Here is a 16502-nt window from a genome sequence, read left to right as displayed (position 1 = left end):
CGGGTGTGCATCAGCCCGACCCCCCGGGGCTGATACACGACGACCTCCGCCTCCTCCCCCCCTGGCGGGGGTCGTCCCTTTTCTAGCCCCCTTTTCGCATAGCGGATAAGCCTTTGCGTCCGCCAGTAGTTGCGGAATCCCATTTTCACGACGGACATACCGGACCGTATGTCTGTGCCTATCCACAGTCCGGGATTCATCCACAGACGCCATTGATGGTGATGGTTGGTGTCGGCGTCCGCGCTCAGGCTGAGGACATGACCGAAGTCAACGCGATCTTGGCGCTGGTGGCGGACCCGCTTTTGCGTGACGATGTGGACCGGGTCGCGGCCGCCGCGGGACTGCCGGTGGTCCATGCGGCAGACCCGTCGAGCCGCAAGGTGTGGACAGCGGCGGCGGCCGTGTTGGTCGACCTACAAGCCGCACGACGTTGCGCTGAACGTGGGCTGCCCCGGCGTAATCGTGTCGTCCTCGTCGGCCGCACCACACCCGCTGCCGCCGACTGGCAGGCCGCGATCGCCGTCGGCGCCGAACATGTCCTGACGCTGCCGGAGCAGGACGGCGTGCTGATGGCTGAGCTTTCCGACGCGGCAGATTCATCGCGCGACGACGCCCTCCGCGGCGCGGTTGTTGCCGTGATAGGCGGGCGCGGTGGGGCGGGTGCCTCCGTCTTCGCAGCGGCGTTGGCGCTGACCGCTGTCGACGCCCTGCTGATCGATGCCGACCCGTGGAGCGGCGGCATCGACCTGCTGTTGGGTACCGAGAACGACGCGGGCCTGCGCTGGCCCGACCTGTCACTGCAAGGTGGCCGGCTGAACCTCGCCGCCCTTCGGGATGCGCTGCCGCGACGCGACGGAGTCAGCGTGTTGTCGGGAAGCCGCAGCGGCGGTGATATCGATGCCACTCCGCTGGGCGCGGTCATCGACGCGGGCACTCGTGGAGGCGCGACGGTGATCTGCGATGTACCGCGAAGATCCACCGCCGCCGCGGAGGTGGCGCTGGAGGCCGCCGATCTTGTGGCCGCGGTGTGTCCGGCCGATGTGCGCTCGTGCGTCGCCGCCGCGGCGATGGCCCGCTGGGTGTCGACGATCAATCCGAACGCCGGCGTCGTGGTGCGCGGGCCATCGCCGGGCGGATTGCGATCGTCCGATGTCGCGGCAAGCGTCGGACTCCCGCTGCTCGCGGCGATGCGCGTGCAGTCTGGAATCGCCGACGCACTCGAGCGCGGCGGGTTGAAGGTCGGCCCGCGCTCGCCACTCACGTCGGCGGCGCGGCGCGTCCTTGCGGTCCTCCGCCGGCACCCGACGGCGACCGCAGCATGAGCGCTTCACTGATCGACCGGGTCCGCGAGCGGCTGGCCGCCGAGGCCGCGCCGCTGCGGCCGACCGTCGTCGCCGATGCGATCCGCGCAGAATCAGGCGGGGTCCTTGGCGACACCGAGGTGCTGAACAGCCTGCGGGTACTGCAGACCGAGCTGACCGGAGCGGGCATCCTCGAGCCGCTGCTCCAGGCGGACTGCACCACAGACGTCCTCGTGACCGCACCAGACGCAGTGTGGGTCGACGACGGGAACGGGCTGCGTCGCAGCACTATCCGGTTCGCCGACGAGGCGGCCGTGCGAAGGCTCGCGCAACGGCTGGCCCTGGCGTGCGGCCGGCGTCTGGATGAGGCCCAACCCTGGGTCGACGGCCAGCTGTCCGGTCTTGGCACGGGCCGGTTCACTGTCCGCCTGCACGCGGTGCTGCCGCCGATCGCCGCCGAGGGAACATCCCTGTCGCTTCGCGTGCTGAGACCGGCAACCCAAGACCTCGCCGCGCTGACACAGACTGGCACGATCCCGCGCGCGGCCGCCGAGCTTCTCGCCGAGATCATCGCGGCGAGGCTCGCGTTTCTGATCTCCGGCGGCACGGGCGCCGGGAAGACGACGATGCTGGCCGCGATGCTGGGCGCCGTTGCGGCCGACGAACGCATCGTCTGTGTGGAGGACGCCGCCGAGTTGGCGCCACGTCATCCACATTTCGTGAAACTCGTCGCACGCGGCGCCAACGTGGAAGGCGTCGGCGAGGTGACCGTCCGGGATCTCGTCAGGCAGGCGCTGCGGATGCGGCCCGACCGGATAGTGGTCGGCGAGGTTCGCGGGCCGGAGGTGGTCGATCTGCTCGCCGCTCTGAACACCGGCCACGACGGCGGCGCAGGGACCGTGCACGCCAACAATCCCACCGAGGTGTCTGCGCGGCTCGAGGCGCTTGCGGCGCTCGGAGGGTTGGATCGAGCGGCCCTGCACAGCCAGCTCGCCGCTGCGGTGCAGGTGCTGTTGCACATCATCCGAGACCGCAGTGGACGTCGTCGGCTGACGGAGATCGCGGTCCTGCGGCGTGGCGATGACGGCCGTGTCCGCGCGATGACGGCGTGGCACGCCGACGATGGATACGGATGCGGTGCGGAGTACCTGCACCAGCTACTGCGTGAGCGAGGCCGCTCGTGAGCGGCGCGGCACTAGCGCTCGCGTTGGCGGCGCTGATCGCGCCGACCGCGTCAGGGCACCGGCTCGTTGCCCTGCGTCTCGTCGCTCCGGCACCGCGACGGGTCCCGCTGCTGCCCTGTGCGGTGCTCTTCGCGATGGCATTGGTCGTCGTGCTTCCGATGACAGTCGTCGTGGCGGCCGGCATCGTCGGTGCGACATTGGCGGTGCGTCACGGACGGCACGTCCGACAGCGACAGCGCGCGACCGAATCGGAGGCGCTGCAGGGTGCGCTGGATGCCCTCGTTTCCGAACTACGTGTGGGCGCGCATCCCGTCGCGGCCTTCGAAAGCGCCGCCAACGACGCCGACGCTGCGGTGGCGACATCGCTGCGCGCGGTTGCGGCCCGAGCGCGACTTGGCGCCGACGTGGTCGGCGGGCTGCACAGCGTGGCGCTGCGCTCATCGACGCCGGCGTACTGGGAGCGGCTCGCGGTGTGCTGGCAACTCGCCCAAACACATGGGCTCGGGATTGCGGCGCTGATGCACAGCGCGCAGCGAGACATCGTTGCACGCGAGCGCTTCGCGGCCGGTGTCCATTCCGGCATGGCCGGCGCTCGCGCCACTGCCGCCGTGCTGACCGGCTTGCCGGTCTTGGGTGTTTGTCTCGGTCAGCTGATCGGTGCCGACCCGTTGAACTTCCTGCTGTCGGGTGGCGTGGGCGGCTGGATGTTGATCGTCGGCGTCACGCTGGCCTGCTGTGGGCTGCTCTGGGCGGATCGCATCACCGGACGGACGCTGAGATGACTTGGGCGGCTTTGCTTTTGGCAGGTGCAGTGCTGGTCAGCGGCGATACGTCGCGCGTGCACATGAGGGTCGGCTTGATCAGTGCGGGCCGACAGCAGCCGGCGCCGCCGGCATCGAACGACCCGTTGGCCGCCGCGTCCACCTTCGACGTGTTCGCCGCATGTCTGCGCTCCGGCATGGCGGTGTCGACGGCCGCGGCCGCGACGGCATCGTCGGCTCCTCCGCCATTGGCGCGACTGCTGAATAGGGCCGCGGATTTGTTGGCGATGGGCGCGGATCCCGCGACAGCTTGGTCGAATCCGATTCAGCCGCTGGACAATCACACCGAGGCGCTGATGAGGCTTGCACGGCGATCGGCCACGTCCGGTGCGGCATTGGCTGACGGCGTCGCGGAGTTGGCGGAGCAATCCCGGCAGGAGGCGGCCGACGCCGCGCACGCCGCTGCCGAGCGCGCGTCCGTGTTGATCGCGGGGCCGCTGGGATTGTGCTACCTGCCGGCATTCCTGTGCCTGGGCATCATCCCTGTGGTCGCCGGGCTGGCCGGCGATGTCCTGCATTCCGGCGTCATATGACGGCAAACGAACGATGAGGAGGAAACATGTTGGTGCGGAGAACCTTTCGGGCATTGTGGGCGCGGCTGACTCTGCTGGCTGTCGACGACGCCGGAATGTCGACGGTGGAGTATGCGATCGGGACCATCGCAGCGGCCGCCTTCGGCGCAATCCTGTACACGGTCATCACCGGCGACTCGATCGTCAGCGCGTTGACCAACATCATCACGCGGGCGCTCAACACCAACGTGTAGCCGATGAGTCGGGGGGCGTCACCGTCGAAGCGGCGTTCGCGATTGCCGCTCTCGTCGTCGTGCTCACTTTGTGCGTGGCGGGGCTCACCGCGGTGTCGATGCAGGTGCGTTGTGTGGACGCCGCCCGCGAAGCCGCTCGGCTTGCCGCCCGAGGCGACGACGCGTCGGCGCCCGAGGTGGCGCGCAACATTGCGCCTCGCGGGGCGACCGTGCAGCTTCGGCACGACGGCGGCCTCGTCGTCGCCACCGTTACGGCACACTCTGCGCTGCTACCGGGCGTCAGCGTGGCCGCGGAAGCCGTGGCCGCGGTCGAACCGGGATGATCGCGGCTCGGCCAGCGTGGTGGCCGTCGCGATGATGGCTGTACTGCTCGCAATCACGATGGGCGCGGTTCTTGTCGGGTCGGCGGTGATCGCCCGCCACCGTGCTCAAGCTTCGGCCGACCTGGCCGCACTCGCCGCGGCGGCCGAACTTGCCGGTGGCACAGAGCAGGCATGCACGCGGGCATCGACGCTGGCGCGGTCCATGCGCACGGCGGTCACGCAATGCACGGTGTACGACCTCGATGTGGTCGTAACCGTCGACGCGCCTGTGTCGTTCGGCAGGATCGGCGTCGGCTCGGCGCGCGCCGCAGCACGGGCCGGACCGGTCAACACGGACAGCTAGGACTTGGTCGCCTTGCGAGGCTTGGTTTTTCGCTTCCTCGCGAGGTCGGGCTCGTGAAGTCCGGCCTCGGCGAGCTCCTCGGCGGTGGGTATCCGCAACGCGAGGAGACCGGCGAACGTGTTCTTATCGAGTTCCACACGGTTGATGGTCATGTGCACCGGTGTCCATCCGCCGTCGTTGGCGCGCAACCTCAGCACCCCGGAGGTCGCGCCGCTGCCGAATTCGATTGTCATTCGGGCCATCTGCGGTGCATCGTCGGGGTGCACCACGGAGTCGCTGGCCTCGCGGGCTCGCCAGTCGAAGAACGGTGCCGGCTCGTCGAGCCACTTCAACAAGTTCCATTGATGGAGGTCGACGAGGGCACGATGTACGCCAGGTTGCCTCAGGCCGTTGAGAATTCGCTCTGCCAGATTGTCGTGAGGCACGGTCGATTCGTCCTGCTCACAGCGCCAGTTCATCGCCCGGCATATCAGGCGTTCGCTGCCGTCATCTTCGCTCTCCATCCGCGTGCGCGCGACCCAACCCACACTGACGTGTTCGCCCTTGTAGTCGGTGACATCCCACGAGCTGCACAGCGTCATGCCTGGCTCGGGTCGCATCAGCATTGCCAGCACGGTCGCTTCACTCGGGTTGAGGTCGCGCATGGGGAGGTCCTCGGCGAACGCCCGACCGTCTGTGGACTCCGTTTCGGGGTTCCGGCCGCTGTTGATCAGCGACTCACGAGTGTCGGTCGCGACGCCGTTGGTGAGGTCCCATTTCAAGGGGCCAGGGACCGGGCGCTCGGGCGGTTCCATGTCCGGCGGACCGATCCACACGTGTACACCGTGTGTTAACCCGTCGGACATCTGCACAACTTCGGTGCGAATTACGCGGTCATTCTTCGGCGTGATGCTGCTCAGGCCCACTCCAGCGCGCACGGTCTCGCCGATGGCGGTCTGGATCGCCATCAGGTTGGGGTTGCGCCTCAAGAACGCGCTGATTGGAACGAGATTCTTGGTTTGGCGACCTTGTGCGACCACGGCGGGCTCGCTGCCCAGTGTCTCCACGAGCAGCCAGTCGTGGGTCATGGGCGTGATTTTACCCATGCGCTAATAGTCGGTTCACAGCCAGAGCGAACTTCGGAATCAGTAGATATTCGCTGGTAGTGGGCTTCAAGCTGGGTTCGGTAAAGCATTCCTTAGTTGCAATAACCCCTGCCACAAGGTATTTTTCGACTGCACCCGACTACCGGGATTGGGAACGGATCGCGTTGTCCGGCCGTTCGCCGCAACTGTCTGTGTGCTCGGAGTGCTCGATCTCGGCGCCCCGGCCGCGGAGCCGTGGGGGCGACCGTCGAGGGGTCGGTCGCCACCATCGGCTGCTCACGATCCAAGACCGGCCAGCAAGCCAAGCACCATTCGCAACACCTTCACCGCCCCGTCCTTATCGAGCGGGTCATTGCCGCTGCCGCATTTCGGCGACTGGACACACGACGGGCAGCCGAACGGGCATTCGCAGGCCTCGATCGCCGCCGCCGTCGCCCCCCACCACGTGTCGATCTTGCGGTAGCCACGGTCTGCGAAACCTGCCCCACCCGGATAGCCGTCGTAGACGAATATCGTCGGCAATCCATCTACCGGACCGATTGCCGTCGACACGCCTCCGATGTCGCCACGGTCGCAGCTGGCGACCAACGGCAGCAGGCCGATCGAGGCGTGTTCAGCGGCATGTAACGCGCCGGGGACACGCAGCAAATCGATTCCGTTGCGCTGCAACGCCTCTGGTGTGATCGTGCACATCACGGCGGTGGTGTCCAAGGTGCGGGTCGGCATGTCGAGTTCGACGAAGTCGATCACCTCGCCGTCGAGTCTGCGCCGCAGATAGCCGATCACCGTGTTGGTCACCGACACCGGCACGAGCCCAAGTGTCACCGGTCCGTACGCTTTTCGCTCGCCCTGTCCCGTCACCACGATGTCTGTCAGCTCGCGCGCGAATGTCGTGTACCCCGGGTCTTCTGTGTGTACGAACGCGATGCCGTCCTCGAAATCCAGCGAGTCGACGACGAACGACTCACCCTGATGCAAATACACCGCGCCCGGATGCACCGACGCGGGCGCCTGGCCCGCGCCCGCACTGCCCAGCATGCGGCCCGTATCGGCTTCCAGGATCGCGATCTGACCGCCAGACGACCCGCGAATGTCCACTGCCGGGTGTGGATCGACACCTGGAGTCGGGAAGTAGCCGCTGGACCGCCGGCGCAATAGCCCGTCGTCGACAAGCGACTCCGCCACCGGCTCGGCATTCCACATCCGGACCTCGGCGTCCGTAAGCGGAAGTTCGGTCGCCGCGCAAAGCAGCTGCGGCCCAAGGACATACGGGTTGGTCGGATCGATGACCACGCGTTCGATCGGCTTGTCCAGCAACGCCGACGGATGATGCACCAGATACGTGTCCAGCGGATCGTCGCGGGCGATCAGCACGATCAGCGCGCTCTGTCCGCGTCGGCCAGAACGGCCCGCCTGCTGCCAGAACGACGTGACCGTGCCCGGAAAACCGGCGAGCACGACCGCGTCGAGCCCCGCGATGTCGACACCAAGCTCCAGTGCGTTGGTCGACGCCATGCCGCGTAATTCGCCTTCGGCCAATGCCCGTTCCAGTTCGCGGCGGTCCTCCGCGAGATAGCCCGCGCGGTAGGACGCGACCCGCTCCGCGAGATCCGGGGCGATCTCCTCAAGCCGTGCCCGAGCGCCGAGCGCCGTCAGTTCGGCGCCACGGCGGGACCGGACGAACGTCAGCGTCCGTGCGCCCTCGGCGATCAAATCGGCCATCACCCGCGCGGCCTCCGCACCGGCCGAACGCCGCACCGGCGCACCGTTTTCGCCGACGAGGTCTTCGCGAAGCGCTGGTTCCCACAGCGCCACCGTGCGCGCCCCGTGTGGTGAGCCGTCTTCGGTCACCTCGGCGACCGTCTGCCCGATCAGCTCCGAGGCGGTCGCCCCGGGCTGTGCCGTGGTCGCGCTGGCGAAGATCACCGTCGGCGCCGATGTGTAACGTGCGCACAGCCGCAGCAGGCGGCGAAGAACCATCGCCACGTTGGAGCCGAAAATGCCGCGGTAGTAATGACATTCGTCGACAACAATGAACTGCAGGTTGCGCAGGAACACGGCCCAGCGAGCGTGGTTGCGCAGCAGCGACAGGTGAATCATGTCGGGATTGGAGAAGATCCACCGTGAGCGCTCGCGTGCGAACCGCCGCACCTCGCCGGGGCTGTCGCCGTCATATGAACTGGGCGCGACATCAGGCAGTGGCACCGCCTCTGTAAGCGCCACTGCCGCGCGCAGCTGGTCGTGGCCGAGAGCCTTTGTCGGCGACAAATACAACGCCCGGGCACGCGGATTCGCCTTCAGCGACGTCAATATCGGCAATTGGTAGGCAAGCGACTTGCCCGATGCCGTCCCGGTGCTGAGCACCACATGTCGGCCGTTGTGTGCGAGATCGGCCGCCGCCACCTGATGCGACCACGGAGCCTCGATACCCCGATCAATGAACGCACGCACCACATCTGGGTCGGCCCAGTGTGGCCATGCCTGAGCTCGCCCCTGTTGCGCGGGCAGGTCCGCGACATGGCGCAGCGGATGTTCGTCGGGATCGGTCCCTTCGACCGCACAGGCGAGCAGTTCGCGGCCGAAATCCGCCATTTCCTGCCTCCTGCAACCCCGTCGTAAGTGAATTGTTCCCCACTCGATTGCGTTCAGACTGTCGCGCCAGCCCTGAACATGGTTGACTAACGGCGGTCGCAGCTTCTGTGTTCGTGTATATGCACTCGCAGGAACGACGTTGCGGTCGCGGTTCCTGCGAGGGTTGTAGGTCGGGTCAAGTTCCGGCGACACACGCGTTGGTATGGCGGTCGGAACGGGCCCGGTACACCGGAAGTCGGTGGACCGCTCCCGGTAAGAACAGTAAGGAAAGTACGAGAGATGCCACAGGGAACTGTGAAGTGGTTCAACGCGGAGAAGGGCTTCGGCTTTATCGCCCCCGAGGACGGCTCCGCCGATGTGTTTGTCCACTACACGGAAATTCAGGGCAGCGGTTTCCGCACCCTGGAGGAGAACCAGAAGGTCGAGTTTGAGGTCGGCCAGAGCCCCAAGGGGCCGCAGGCGACGGGCGTTCGCGCCGTCTGACCAACTAATCCTTGAGAACACACCCCGCGTACTCCCACTAGGGCGACGCGGGGTGTCTTCGTTTCCGGGCATGTGCGGCCCGGCGACACATCTGTCCGGTGCCGCTGGCTTACTGTCGATTGCGTGAGCCAGCTGTCCTTCTTCTCGGCAGAGTCGGTGCCGCCTGCGGTCGCCGACCTGACCGGGATCCTCGCCGCCTCGGGACAGGTGGTGCTGGTGGGCGAGGGCGCGCGGTTGTCCGTCGTGGTGGACCGGCCGTGGCGGGCCGAGGCTCTCGCGGAGATGATCACCGAGGCGGGCCTGCAGCCCGAGATCGCCCGCACCGACGAGAACACCCCATTGGTGCGCACGGCGGTGGATCCGCGGCTCGTCCCCATCGCCAGGGACTGGACCCGCGGCGCGGTCAAGACCGTGCCGCCGCAATGGCTGCCTGGTCCAAGGGAATTACGGGCCTGGACGCTGGCCGCCGGAACACCGGAGGCCGACCGATACCTACTCGGTCTGGACCCCCACGCGCCCGATACCCATTCGCCGTTGGCGTCGGCGATGATGCGGGTCGGCATCGCCCCGACCTTGATCGGCACTCGGGGGGCACGCCCGGCCCTTCGGATCAGCGGCCGGCGACGGCTATCGCGCCTGGTAGAGAACGTGGGGGAACCCCCAGGGAACATTGAAGCGTTTGAACAGTGGCCCCGGCTTTAGCGGGCCCCGACGGGGGGGTCAGTTTGCGTCGGCTCGCGCGGGGTGCGAAATTGTCAGTTGCCAGCGGGCCCGGAATTGCTATCGAGGCATACATCCGGCGGTCGGTGGCAACAGGAGAAGTGGAGCGTAGGCACAGGTGGCTGACGGGGACCGCAGCAGCGGGCGCAACGGAAGCGTGCGGCGGCTCGTCATTGTCGAGTCGCCTACTAAGGCACGCAAAATAGCTAGCTACCTGGGCTCCAACTACATCGTCGAATCGTCGCGTGGCCACATCCGCGACCTGCCCCGCAACGCTGCCGACGTACCCGCCAAGTACAAGTCCGAGCCGTGGGCACGCCTCGGGGTGAACGTCGAGCACAACTTCGAGCCGCTCTACATCATCAGCCCCGATAAGAAGAGCACCGTCGCCGAGCTCAAGGATCTATTGAAGGACGTCGACGAGCTCTATCTGGCCACCGACGGCGACCGCGAGGGCGAGGCCATCGCGTGGCATCTGCTGGAGACGCTCAAACCCCGCATCCCTGTCAAGCGGATGGTGTTCCACGAGATCACCGAACCGGCCATCCGGGCCGCCGCCGAAGACCCGCGCGACCTGGACAACGACCTCGTCGATGCGCAGGAGACCCGCCGCATCCTGGACCGGCTCTACGGCTACGAGGTCAGCCCCGTGCTGTGGAAGAAGGTCGCGCCGAAGCTGTCGGCCGGGCGCGTGCAGTCGGTGGCGACCCGCATCATCGTCCAGCGTGAACGCGAGCGGATGGCGTTCCGCAGCGCCGGCTACTGGGACGTCACGGCAGAGTTGGACGCCAGCGTCTCCAACCCCGAGGCTTCCCCACCCACCTTCACGGCCAAGCTGAACTCGGTCGACGGTCGCCGGGTGGCCACCGGGCGCGACTTCGACTCTCTCGGCGCGGTCCGCAAGCCCGACGAGGTGCTGGTGCTCGACGAGGCCGCCGCCTCTGCACTGGCCAACGGGCTGCGCGGCGCGTCGTTGGCGGTGTCGTCCGTCGAACAGAAGCCCTACACGCGGCGGCCGTACGCCCCGTTCATGACCTCGACGCTGCAGCAGGAGGCGGGCCGCAAGCTGAGGTTCTCGTCGGAGCGCACGATGAGCATCGCGCAGCGGCTCTACGAGAACGGCTACATCACTTATATGCGTACCGACTCGACGACTTTGTCGCAGTCGGCCATCAATGCCGCGCGCAACCAGGCGCGCCAGCTGTACGGCGAGGAGTACCTGCACCCGACGCCGCGGCAGTACACCCGCAAGGTCAAGAACGCGCAGGAGGCGCACGAGGCGATCCGGCCGGCGGGCGACGTGTTCTCCACGCCGGGTCAGCTGCACAGCCAGCTCGACAACGACGAGTTCCGTCTTTACGAGCTGATCTGGCAGCGCACCGTCGCCTCGCAGATGGCGGATGCCCGTGGCACGACCCTGTCGCTGCGAATCGCGGGCTCGGCTGCCGACGGTCGCGAGGTCGTGTTCAGCGCGAGCGGCCGCACCATCACGTTCGCCGGCTTCCTGAAGGCGTACGTCGAGAGCATCGACGAGCAGGCCGGCGGTGAGGCCGACGACGCCGAGAGCCGGCTGCCGCAGCTCGAACAGGGCCAGCGCGTCGACGCCAAGGAGCTGACCGCCGACGGGCACACCACCTCGCCGCCGGCGCGCTACACCGAGGCGTCGTTGATCAAGGCGCTGGAAGACCTGGGCATCGGCCGGCCGTCGACGTATTCGTCGATCATCAAGACCATTCAGGACCGCGGCTATGTCCACAAGAAGGGCAGCGCGCTGGTGCCCTCATGGGTGGCGTTCGCCGTTACGGGCTTGCTGGAGCAGCACTTTGGTCGCCTGGTGGACTACGGCTTCACCGCGGCGATGGAAGACGAGCTCGACGCGATCGCCTCTGGCAATGAGCAGCGCACTACGTGGCTGACGAACTTCTACTTCGGCGGCGAACACGGTGTGCCCGAATCGATTGCGCGTTCGGGTGGGCTGAAGAAACTCGTCGGCGTGAACCTCGAGGGGATCGACGCCCGAGAAGTCAACTCCATCAAGCTCTTTGACGACGAGCAGGGCCGACCGATCTATGTTCGGGTGGGCAAGAACGGCCCGTACTTGGAGCGCATGGTCACCGGTGACGACAGTGAGCCAGGGGAGCTCAAGCCGCAGCGGGCCAACCTCAACGATTCGCTGACGCCCGACGAGCTGACACTTGAGCTGGCCGAAAAGCTGTTCTCCACACCGCAAGAGGGCCGCTCGCTGGGCGTCGATCCCGAGACGGGTCACGAGATCGTCGCCAAGGACGGCCGTTACGGGCCATACGTCACCGAGGTGTTGCCGGAGACCGACGAACCTGAGGACGGCGCGGCGGCCAAGAAGGGCAAGAAGCCGACCGGCCCGAAGCCGCGGACCGGTTCGCTGCTTCGGACGATGGATCTGGAGAGCGTCACCCTCGAGGACGCGCTGCGGCTGCTGTCGCTGCCGCGTGTTGTCGGCGTCGATCCCAACACGAATGAGGAGATCACCGCGCAGAACGGCCGTTACGGTCCATACCTGAAGCGCGGCACCGACTCTCGTTCGTTGGCCACTGAAGAGCAGATGTTCGACATCACGCTCGACGAGGCGCTGAAGATCTATTCGGAGCCCAAACGTCGTGCCGGACAACGCGCGTCGGCTCCGCCGTTGCGCGAATTGGGCAACGACCCGGCGACCGGCAAGCCGATGGTGATCAAGGACGGCCGGTTCGGGCCGTATGTCACCGACGGCGAGACCAACGCGAGCCTGCGCAAGGGCGACGATGTGCTGTCGATCACCGACGAGCGCGCCGCCGAGCTGCTGGCAGACCGTCGCGCGCGGGGTCCGGTCAAGCGCACGAAGAAGGCCGCCAAGAAGGCGACGAAGAAGGCCGCGAAAAAGAGCTAGCCGGGGACGTCGCTCGAGATGTCGCGCGCAATGCCGGCCTCCTCTGGGGACACCAGATTCAGCGGCCGGGCCAGCTGGGTGGGTGCCGTGCGACCGCGCAGCTCGACGATTTCGCCGACGTCCCAGCACAGCGCCTCGGCGTCGAGCGCCCCGCTGACCGCGATCGCCGACGCGAGCACGTGGCCTTCCTCCAGCTTCGCGAGCTCGGTGAGCCGGGCGGCCTCGTTGACGGGGTCGCCGATCACGGTGTACTCGAAGCGGGCCTGAGCGCCGATGTGGCCGGCGATCGCGCGGCCCGCCGACACCCCGATGCCGAATTCGGTTTCGCCGAGCACCTGGATGAGCTCGTCGTGCAGTTCGCGGGAGGCGGCCAGTGCGGCGCCGCAGGCATCGGGATGCTCGATCGGCGCGCCGAAGATGCACAACGCCGCGTCGCCCTGGAACTTGTTGACGAAGCCGCCGTGGCGGTTGACGGTGTCGACGACCACGCGGAAGAACTCGTTGAGCAGGCTGACGACCTCGGAGGCCGGTCGGGTCGACGCCAGATGTGTCGAGCCCACGAGGTCGACGAAAAGCACTGCGACGTCGCGCTCTTGGCCGCCAAGCTCGGTTCCGCGCTCGAGCGCGCGGCGCGCGACGTCCTCACCGACGTAGCGGCCGAACAGATCACGTAGCCGTTGCCGCTCGGCGAGATCGCGCACCATGTCATTGAATCCGGCCTGCAGCAAACCCAATTCGCTGGCGTCGTAGATCTGCATATGCGCGTTGTAGTTGCCGCGCTGCACTTCGCCCAGGGCCCAGCGCAATTGGCGCAGCGGGTCGGCGATCGACATCGCCACCAGCACCGTGCCGGCAAGCCCGATCACCAGAGCGGCGATTGCCAGCAGCAGGATCGGCATGATGAGCCGGTCGGCGGACGCGGTGAGAATTTCGACCTTGCTGGCCACCAAGGCGAGCACGATGGCGAGCACTGGAACGCCGGTGGACAGCACCCACGTCAGCACCTGGCGCAGGATGACGCCGGGCGCGTGGAAGTTCTCCGGCACGCCGCCCCGCAGCGCTGCCACGGCGACCGGACGCAGCACGCGTTCGGACTGCAGGTAGCCGATGATGGCCGTGGCCGTGGCGCCCAGTCCGGTCGCGACGGCGACCACCGGCGCCGACTTGCTGGCCACCGGCCAACTGGCGACGATGAATACGACCGAGCCCAACAGCCAGTTCGTCACGTTGATCAGCGAGCGGTAGAAGGGCATCTTCAACGCCCGGGCGCGGGCCATTTCGGTGGCGGCAGGGTCCCGGTCGCCGAGCAAGGTGTCGCGGCGCTGCCAGCGCATCACAGGGATGAGCAGGCGCAGGCTCACATATGAGGCGACGGTGAACGAGACGAACAGATAGCCGAGAAAGATCGCCAGGTTGAAGGGCGGCAGGTCCTGCAGCTGAATTCGGTCCTCGGGTGGCAACCCGAACCGCAGGAACCCGAGCACCAGCAGCGCACCGATGATGTCGGCCTGCAACATGCCCAGCGTGAACACTGGCCACGGCGTGCGAGCCACCCACCGGACGAATGCGCTGATTCGCCGGATCGGGAGGGCTTCCGTGGTCACAGATCAACCGTATCGGTCCGAGGGGACGGAAAAGGGCGCTGTGGGACGGACGTGTCAGTTCGCAGCACTACTGTTATCTCCGATGGCGGGCGTTTTTTCGCGACTTGTAGGTCAAGACGCTGTGGAAGCAGAATTAGTTGCTGCGGCGCAGGCTGCGCGGGGTGATTCGGCTCACAGCGCGGTCGCTTCGGGGACCATGACACATGCTTGGCTCATCACGGGTCCGCCCGGGTCGGGGCGATCGATCGCGGCGTTGTGTTTCGCCGCGGCGTTGCAGTGCACGTCCGACGGAGTGCCCGGGTGCGGCGAATGCCGCGCGTGCACCACGACGATGGCGGGCACCCACGCCGACGTCCGGCGGATCATTCCCGAGGGTCTGTCGATCGGTGTCGACGATATGCGTGGCATCGTGCAGATCGCATCGCGGCGGCCGGGAACGGGTCGATGGCAGATCGTGCTGATCGAGGACGCCGATCGGCTGACAGAGGGCGCCGCAAACGCGCTGCTCAAGGTGGTGGAGGAGCCGCCGCCGTCGACGGTGTTTCTGCTGTGCGCGCCGTCGGTGGACCCGGAGGACATCGCGATCACGCTGCGCTCGCGGTGTCGGCACGTGGCGCTGGTGACGCCCCCGGTCGATGCGATCGCACAGGTGCTCATCGATACCGATGGATTGTCGGAGGACGAGGCCCGCTGGGCGGCGTCGGTCAGCGGTGGCCACGTCGGGCGGGCGCGGCGGCTGGCGGTCGACGGAGAGGCGCGGGAGCGACGGCAGCGGGCGCTCGGGTTGGCACGAGATGCGGCCACGCCGTCGCGCGCGTACGCCGCCGCCGAGGAATTGGTGGCGACGGCGGAAGCAGAGGCGCGGGCGCTGACGGAGGATCGCAACGAAGCCGAGACGGAGGAGTTGCGCACGGCGCTGGGCGCGGGCGGTACGGGTAAGGGCATCGCGGGCACCTTGCGTGGAGCGACGGGAGCCATCAAAGACCTTGAGCGACGGCAGAAGTCGCGTCAGACGCGGGCGTCGCGGGATGCGTTGGACCGGGCGCTGATCGACTTGGCGACGTATTTCCGGGATGCGTTGTTGGTGTCGTCGGGTGCCTCCGTAGTCCAGGCGAATCATCCCGATATGGCTGATCGTGTGGCGGCGATGGCGGCGCACGCGTCGCCGGAGAAGTTGTTGCGCTGCATCGAGGCGGTGCTGGAGTGCCGTGAGGCGCTGGCGGTCAACGTGAAGCCCAAGTTCGCGGTGGATGCGATGGTCGCCACCGTGGGGCAGGCGCTGCGCGACTGACTTGGGCGGTCGGCGGGGGCTGCCGTAGACTCGTCCCGCCCTGGCGATGAGCGCTCACGCGAAGAGCATCACGCGCCGCGGGGCACGCCACCTTAGCTCAGTCGGTAGAGCGGCTCACTCGTAATGAGCAGGTCAGGAGTTCGATTCTCCTAGGTGGCTCAGGTTTGGCTCAGGTTGGCCGGAGATCGCGTATGCGCCGAGTGGCGGATGGCGCGGCAGCCCGTCACTGACCCTTGACGATCTCATCGTAAGTGTGTCCGAATTGCCTGATTGCTGCATTGACGCGGCCGGCGTCGGTCAGATACGCGGACAGCTGAACGTCGTAAATGCTCCAGTCCGCCGGTGCGATCTGGTTCGGGGGCATCAGTCGTCCGTCCATGAAGAACTCACCGTTGATATGCGGATCACCCGGACGGGCCGTCAGCGAAGCCACCCGGTAGGCCACCTCAGTCATTCTGCGTGCCCATGGGATGTCCGCTTTGGGATTGATCACGCGTGTGCTGGCATCGACTACGGCGCGCAAACGTGCCGCTCGTTGTAGTTCCTGCTGTGCCTCGCCCACATCGGCGGCAAATGGCTGAGCCAACGCCGTTTTCGCGAATTCGCCTTCGTAGGTATGTGCGCGCGCCGCGGCGGCTGCGATGAATTCCTGACTGGCAGGGGGGTCTTTCGCGACGGCGGCGAACAGCGAAACCGTCTTGGGCATGGCGCTATTCAGGCCATCCAGCGGTGCGAATCCGGCTGTACCGCTGCCGTCGCCGACCATCGCGCCGAGATAGGGAATCAGACTGTGAGAGAACGACTGCCACAATGCCGGATTGGCCGGAGCATCTTTGATTGCCTCGCGACCGTCGGCGAGGAACGATGCGATCGCATGCGCGGCTTGTCCCGCCCGTACGGCGGAAGCCTGATCGGTCGACGTCGCGTCGCGCGGAATCCACGCGAACAGTTCGGCCGCGCGTCGCCCGTCGTCATTCCAACTCGCGGTGGTGATCTCGCGCAGAAAACCTTGTCCGTCGGAACCTTTCACGCGCCCGGCTATAGCTTCAGTGTCAGAAGCCGGCGGCAATTCGGGCTCGTGATG

15 protein-coding genes and 1 tRNA gene are annotated in these 16502 nt (G+C 67.1%); 12 read left to right on the top strand and 4 right to left on the bottom strand.

The window, feature by feature from the left end; translation table 11 throughout:
* Nucleotides 1-257: 257 nt before the first annotated feature.
* The 7 genes from ssd to ACWW36_RS07020 are packed head-to-tail and all read left to right on the top strand — an operon-like array spanning nt 258 to nt 4738.
* Nucleotides 258-1322, top strand: a complete 1065-nt coding sequence (gene ssd / locus ACWW36_RS07050) for a septum site-determining protein Ssd (protein WP_456140861.1) — start codon at nt 258-260, stop codon at nt 1320-1322.
* Entirely contained in the window at nt 1319-2485 is a 1167-nt protein-coding gene (locus ACWW36_RS07045) for a TadA family conjugal transfer-associated ATPase (protein ID WP_456140860.1), read from the top strand. The genes ssd and ACWW36_RS07045 overlap by 4 nt, the downstream gene beginning before the upstream one ends.
* Nucleotides 2482-3267 (top strand): type II secretion system F family protein, encoded by a 786-nt coding sequence (locus ACWW36_RS07040; protein ID WP_456140859.1) that lies wholly within the window; start codon nt 2482-2484, stop codon nt 3265-3267. Before ACWW36_RS07045 ends, ACWW36_RS07040 begins: the two co-directional genes overlap by 4 nt.
* Nucleotides 3264-3839, top strand: a complete 576-nt coding sequence (locus tag ACWW36_RS07035; RefSeq protein ID WP_456140858.1) for a type II secretion system F family protein — start codon at nt 3264-3266, stop codon at nt 3837-3839. The genes ACWW36_RS07040 and ACWW36_RS07035 overlap by 4 nt, the downstream gene beginning before the upstream one ends.
* A 26-nt stretch (nt 3840-3865) precedes the next feature.
* Complete coding sequence (locus ACWW36_RS07030; protein ID WP_456140857.1) at nt 3866-4072, top strand: DUF4244 domain-containing protein; 207 nt, start codon at nt 3866-3868, stop codon at nt 4070-4072.
* 41 nt (nt 4073-4113) lie between these two features.
* The gene (locus tag ACWW36_RS07025; protein ID WP_456142395.1) at nt 4114-4395 is read left to right on the top strand and encodes a TadE family type IV pilus minor pilin; all 282 of its coding nucleotides are present in this window, start codon (nt 4114-4116) and stop codon (nt 4393-4395) included.
* 34 nt (nt 4396-4429) lie between these two features.
* A complete protein-coding gene (locus ACWW36_RS07020) occupies nt 4430-4738 on the top strand; it encodes an Rv3654c family TadE-like protein (protein WP_456140856.1) in 309 nt (102 codons plus the stop codon).
* Here ACWW36_RS07020 and ACWW36_RS07015 read toward each other — a convergent pair.
* Both ACWW36_RS07015 and ACWW36_RS07010 read right to left on the bottom strand, forming a co-directional pair.
* Nucleotides 4735-5805: a PAS domain-containing protein gene (locus tag ACWW36_RS07015; RefSeq protein ID WP_456140855.1), complete on the bottom strand. Its 1071-nt coding sequence runs from the start codon at nt 5803-5805 to the stop codon at nt 4735-4737. The genes ACWW36_RS07020 and ACWW36_RS07015 overlap by 4 nt on opposite strands.
* A gap of 294 nt (nt 5806-6099) precedes the next feature.
* Complete coding sequence (locus tag ACWW36_RS07010; protein ID WP_456140854.1) at nt 6100-8415, bottom strand: DEAD/DEAH box helicase; 2316 nt, start codon at nt 8413-8415, stop codon at nt 6100-6102.
* 279 nt (nt 8416-8694) lie between these two features.
* Between ACWW36_RS07010 and ACWW36_RS07005 the strand changes: the two genes are divergently transcribed.
* The 3 genes from ACWW36_RS07005 to topA all read left to right on the top strand — a co-directional run bounded on the left by ACWW36_RS07005 (nt 8695) and on the right by topA (nt 12523).
* Nucleotides 8695-8898 (top strand): cold-shock protein, encoded by a 204-nt coding sequence (locus ACWW36_RS07005; RefSeq protein WP_006243848.1) that lies wholly within the window; start codon nt 8695-8697, stop codon nt 8896-8898.
* A gap of 123 nt (nt 8899-9021) precedes the next feature.
* Nucleotides 9022-9600 carry a hypothetical protein gene (locus ACWW36_RS07000; RefSeq protein WP_456140853.1) on the top strand — a complete coding sequence of 193 codons (579 nt, stop codon included), beginning with the start codon at nt 9022-9024 and terminating at the stop codon, nt 9598-9600.
* Nucleotides 9601-9736: 136 nt separating this feature from the next.
* Nucleotides 9737-12523: a type I DNA topoisomerase gene (gene topA, locus ACWW36_RS06995; protein WP_456140852.1), complete on the top strand. Its 2787-nt coding sequence runs from the start codon at nt 9737-9739 to the stop codon at nt 12521-12523.
* Here the strand turns inward: topA and ACWW36_RS06990 are convergent.
* The gene (locus ACWW36_RS06990; protein WP_456140851.1) at nt 12520-14127 is read right to left on the bottom strand and encodes an adenylate/guanylate cyclase domain-containing protein; all 1608 of its coding nucleotides are present in this window, start codon (nt 14125-14127) and stop codon (nt 12520-12522) included. The two genes, topA and ACWW36_RS06990, sit on opposite strands and share 4 nt — an antisense overlap.
* Before the next feature lie 82 nt (nt 14128-14209).
* Between ACWW36_RS06990 and ACWW36_RS06985 the strand changes: the two genes are divergently transcribed.
* Nucleotides 14210-15418, top strand: coding sequence for a DNA polymerase III subunit delta' (locus ACWW36_RS06985; RefSeq protein ID WP_456140850.1), 1209 nt, complete (start codon nt 14210-14212; stop codon nt 15416-15418).
* An 86-nt stretch (nt 15419-15504) separates the two neighbouring features.
* A tRNA-Thr gene (locus ACWW36_RS06980) sits at nt 15505-15577 on the top strand.
* A 64-nt stretch (nt 15578-15641) separates the two neighbouring features.
* On the opposite strand, the gene ACWW36_RS06975 is transcribed toward ACWW36_RS06980, so the two are convergent.
* Complete coding sequence (locus ACWW36_RS06975) at nt 15642-16448, bottom strand: hypothetical protein (RefSeq protein WP_456140849.1); 807 nt, start codon at nt 16446-16448, stop codon at nt 15642-15644.
* Nucleotides 16449-16502 lie beyond the last annotated feature (54 nt).

Source organism: Mycobacterium sp. MMS18-G62, assembly GCF_053877835.1.
This window is presented reverse-complemented; position numbering and strand designations above follow the sequence as displayed.

Excerpts from the sequence above, each read along its gene's own strand:
- ssd (WP_456140861.1), top strand. The coding sequence starts at position 258 with ATGACCGAAGTCAACGCGATCTTGGCGCTGGTGGCGGACCCGCTTTTG.
- ACWW36_RS07045 (WP_456140860.1), top strand. The coding sequence starts at position 1,319 with ATGAGCGCTTCACTGATCGACCGGGTCCGCGAGCGGCTGGCCGCCGAG.
- ACWW36_RS07035 (WP_456140858.1), top strand. The coding sequence starts at position 3,264 with ATGACTTGGGCGGCTTTGCTTTTGGCAGGTGCAGTGCTGGTCAGCGGC.
- ACWW36_RS07030 (WP_456140857.1), top strand. The coding sequence starts at position 3,866 with ATGTTGGTGCGGAGAACCTTTCGGGCATTGTGGGCGCGGCTGACTCTG.
- ACWW36_RS07020 (WP_456140856.1), top strand. The coding sequence starts at position 4,430 with ATGGCTGTACTGCTCGCAATCACGATGGGCGCGGTTCTTGTCGGGTCG.
- ACWW36_RS07015 (WP_456140855.1), bottom strand. The coding sequence starts at position 5,805 with ATGACCCACGACTGGCTGCTCGTGGAGACACTGGGCAGCGAGCCCGCC.
- ACWW36_RS07010 (WP_456140854.1), bottom strand. The coding sequence starts at position 8,415 with ATGGCGGATTTCGGCCGCGAACTGCTCGCCTGTGCGGTCGAAGGGACC.
- ACWW36_RS07005 (WP_006243848.1), top strand. The coding sequence starts at position 8,695 with ATGCCACAGGGAACTGTGAAGTGGTTCAACGCGGAGAAGGGCTTCGGC.
- ACWW36_RS06985 (WP_456140850.1), top strand. The coding sequence starts at position 14,210 with ATGGCGGGCGTTTTTTCGCGACTTGTAGGTCAAGACGCTGTGGAAGCA.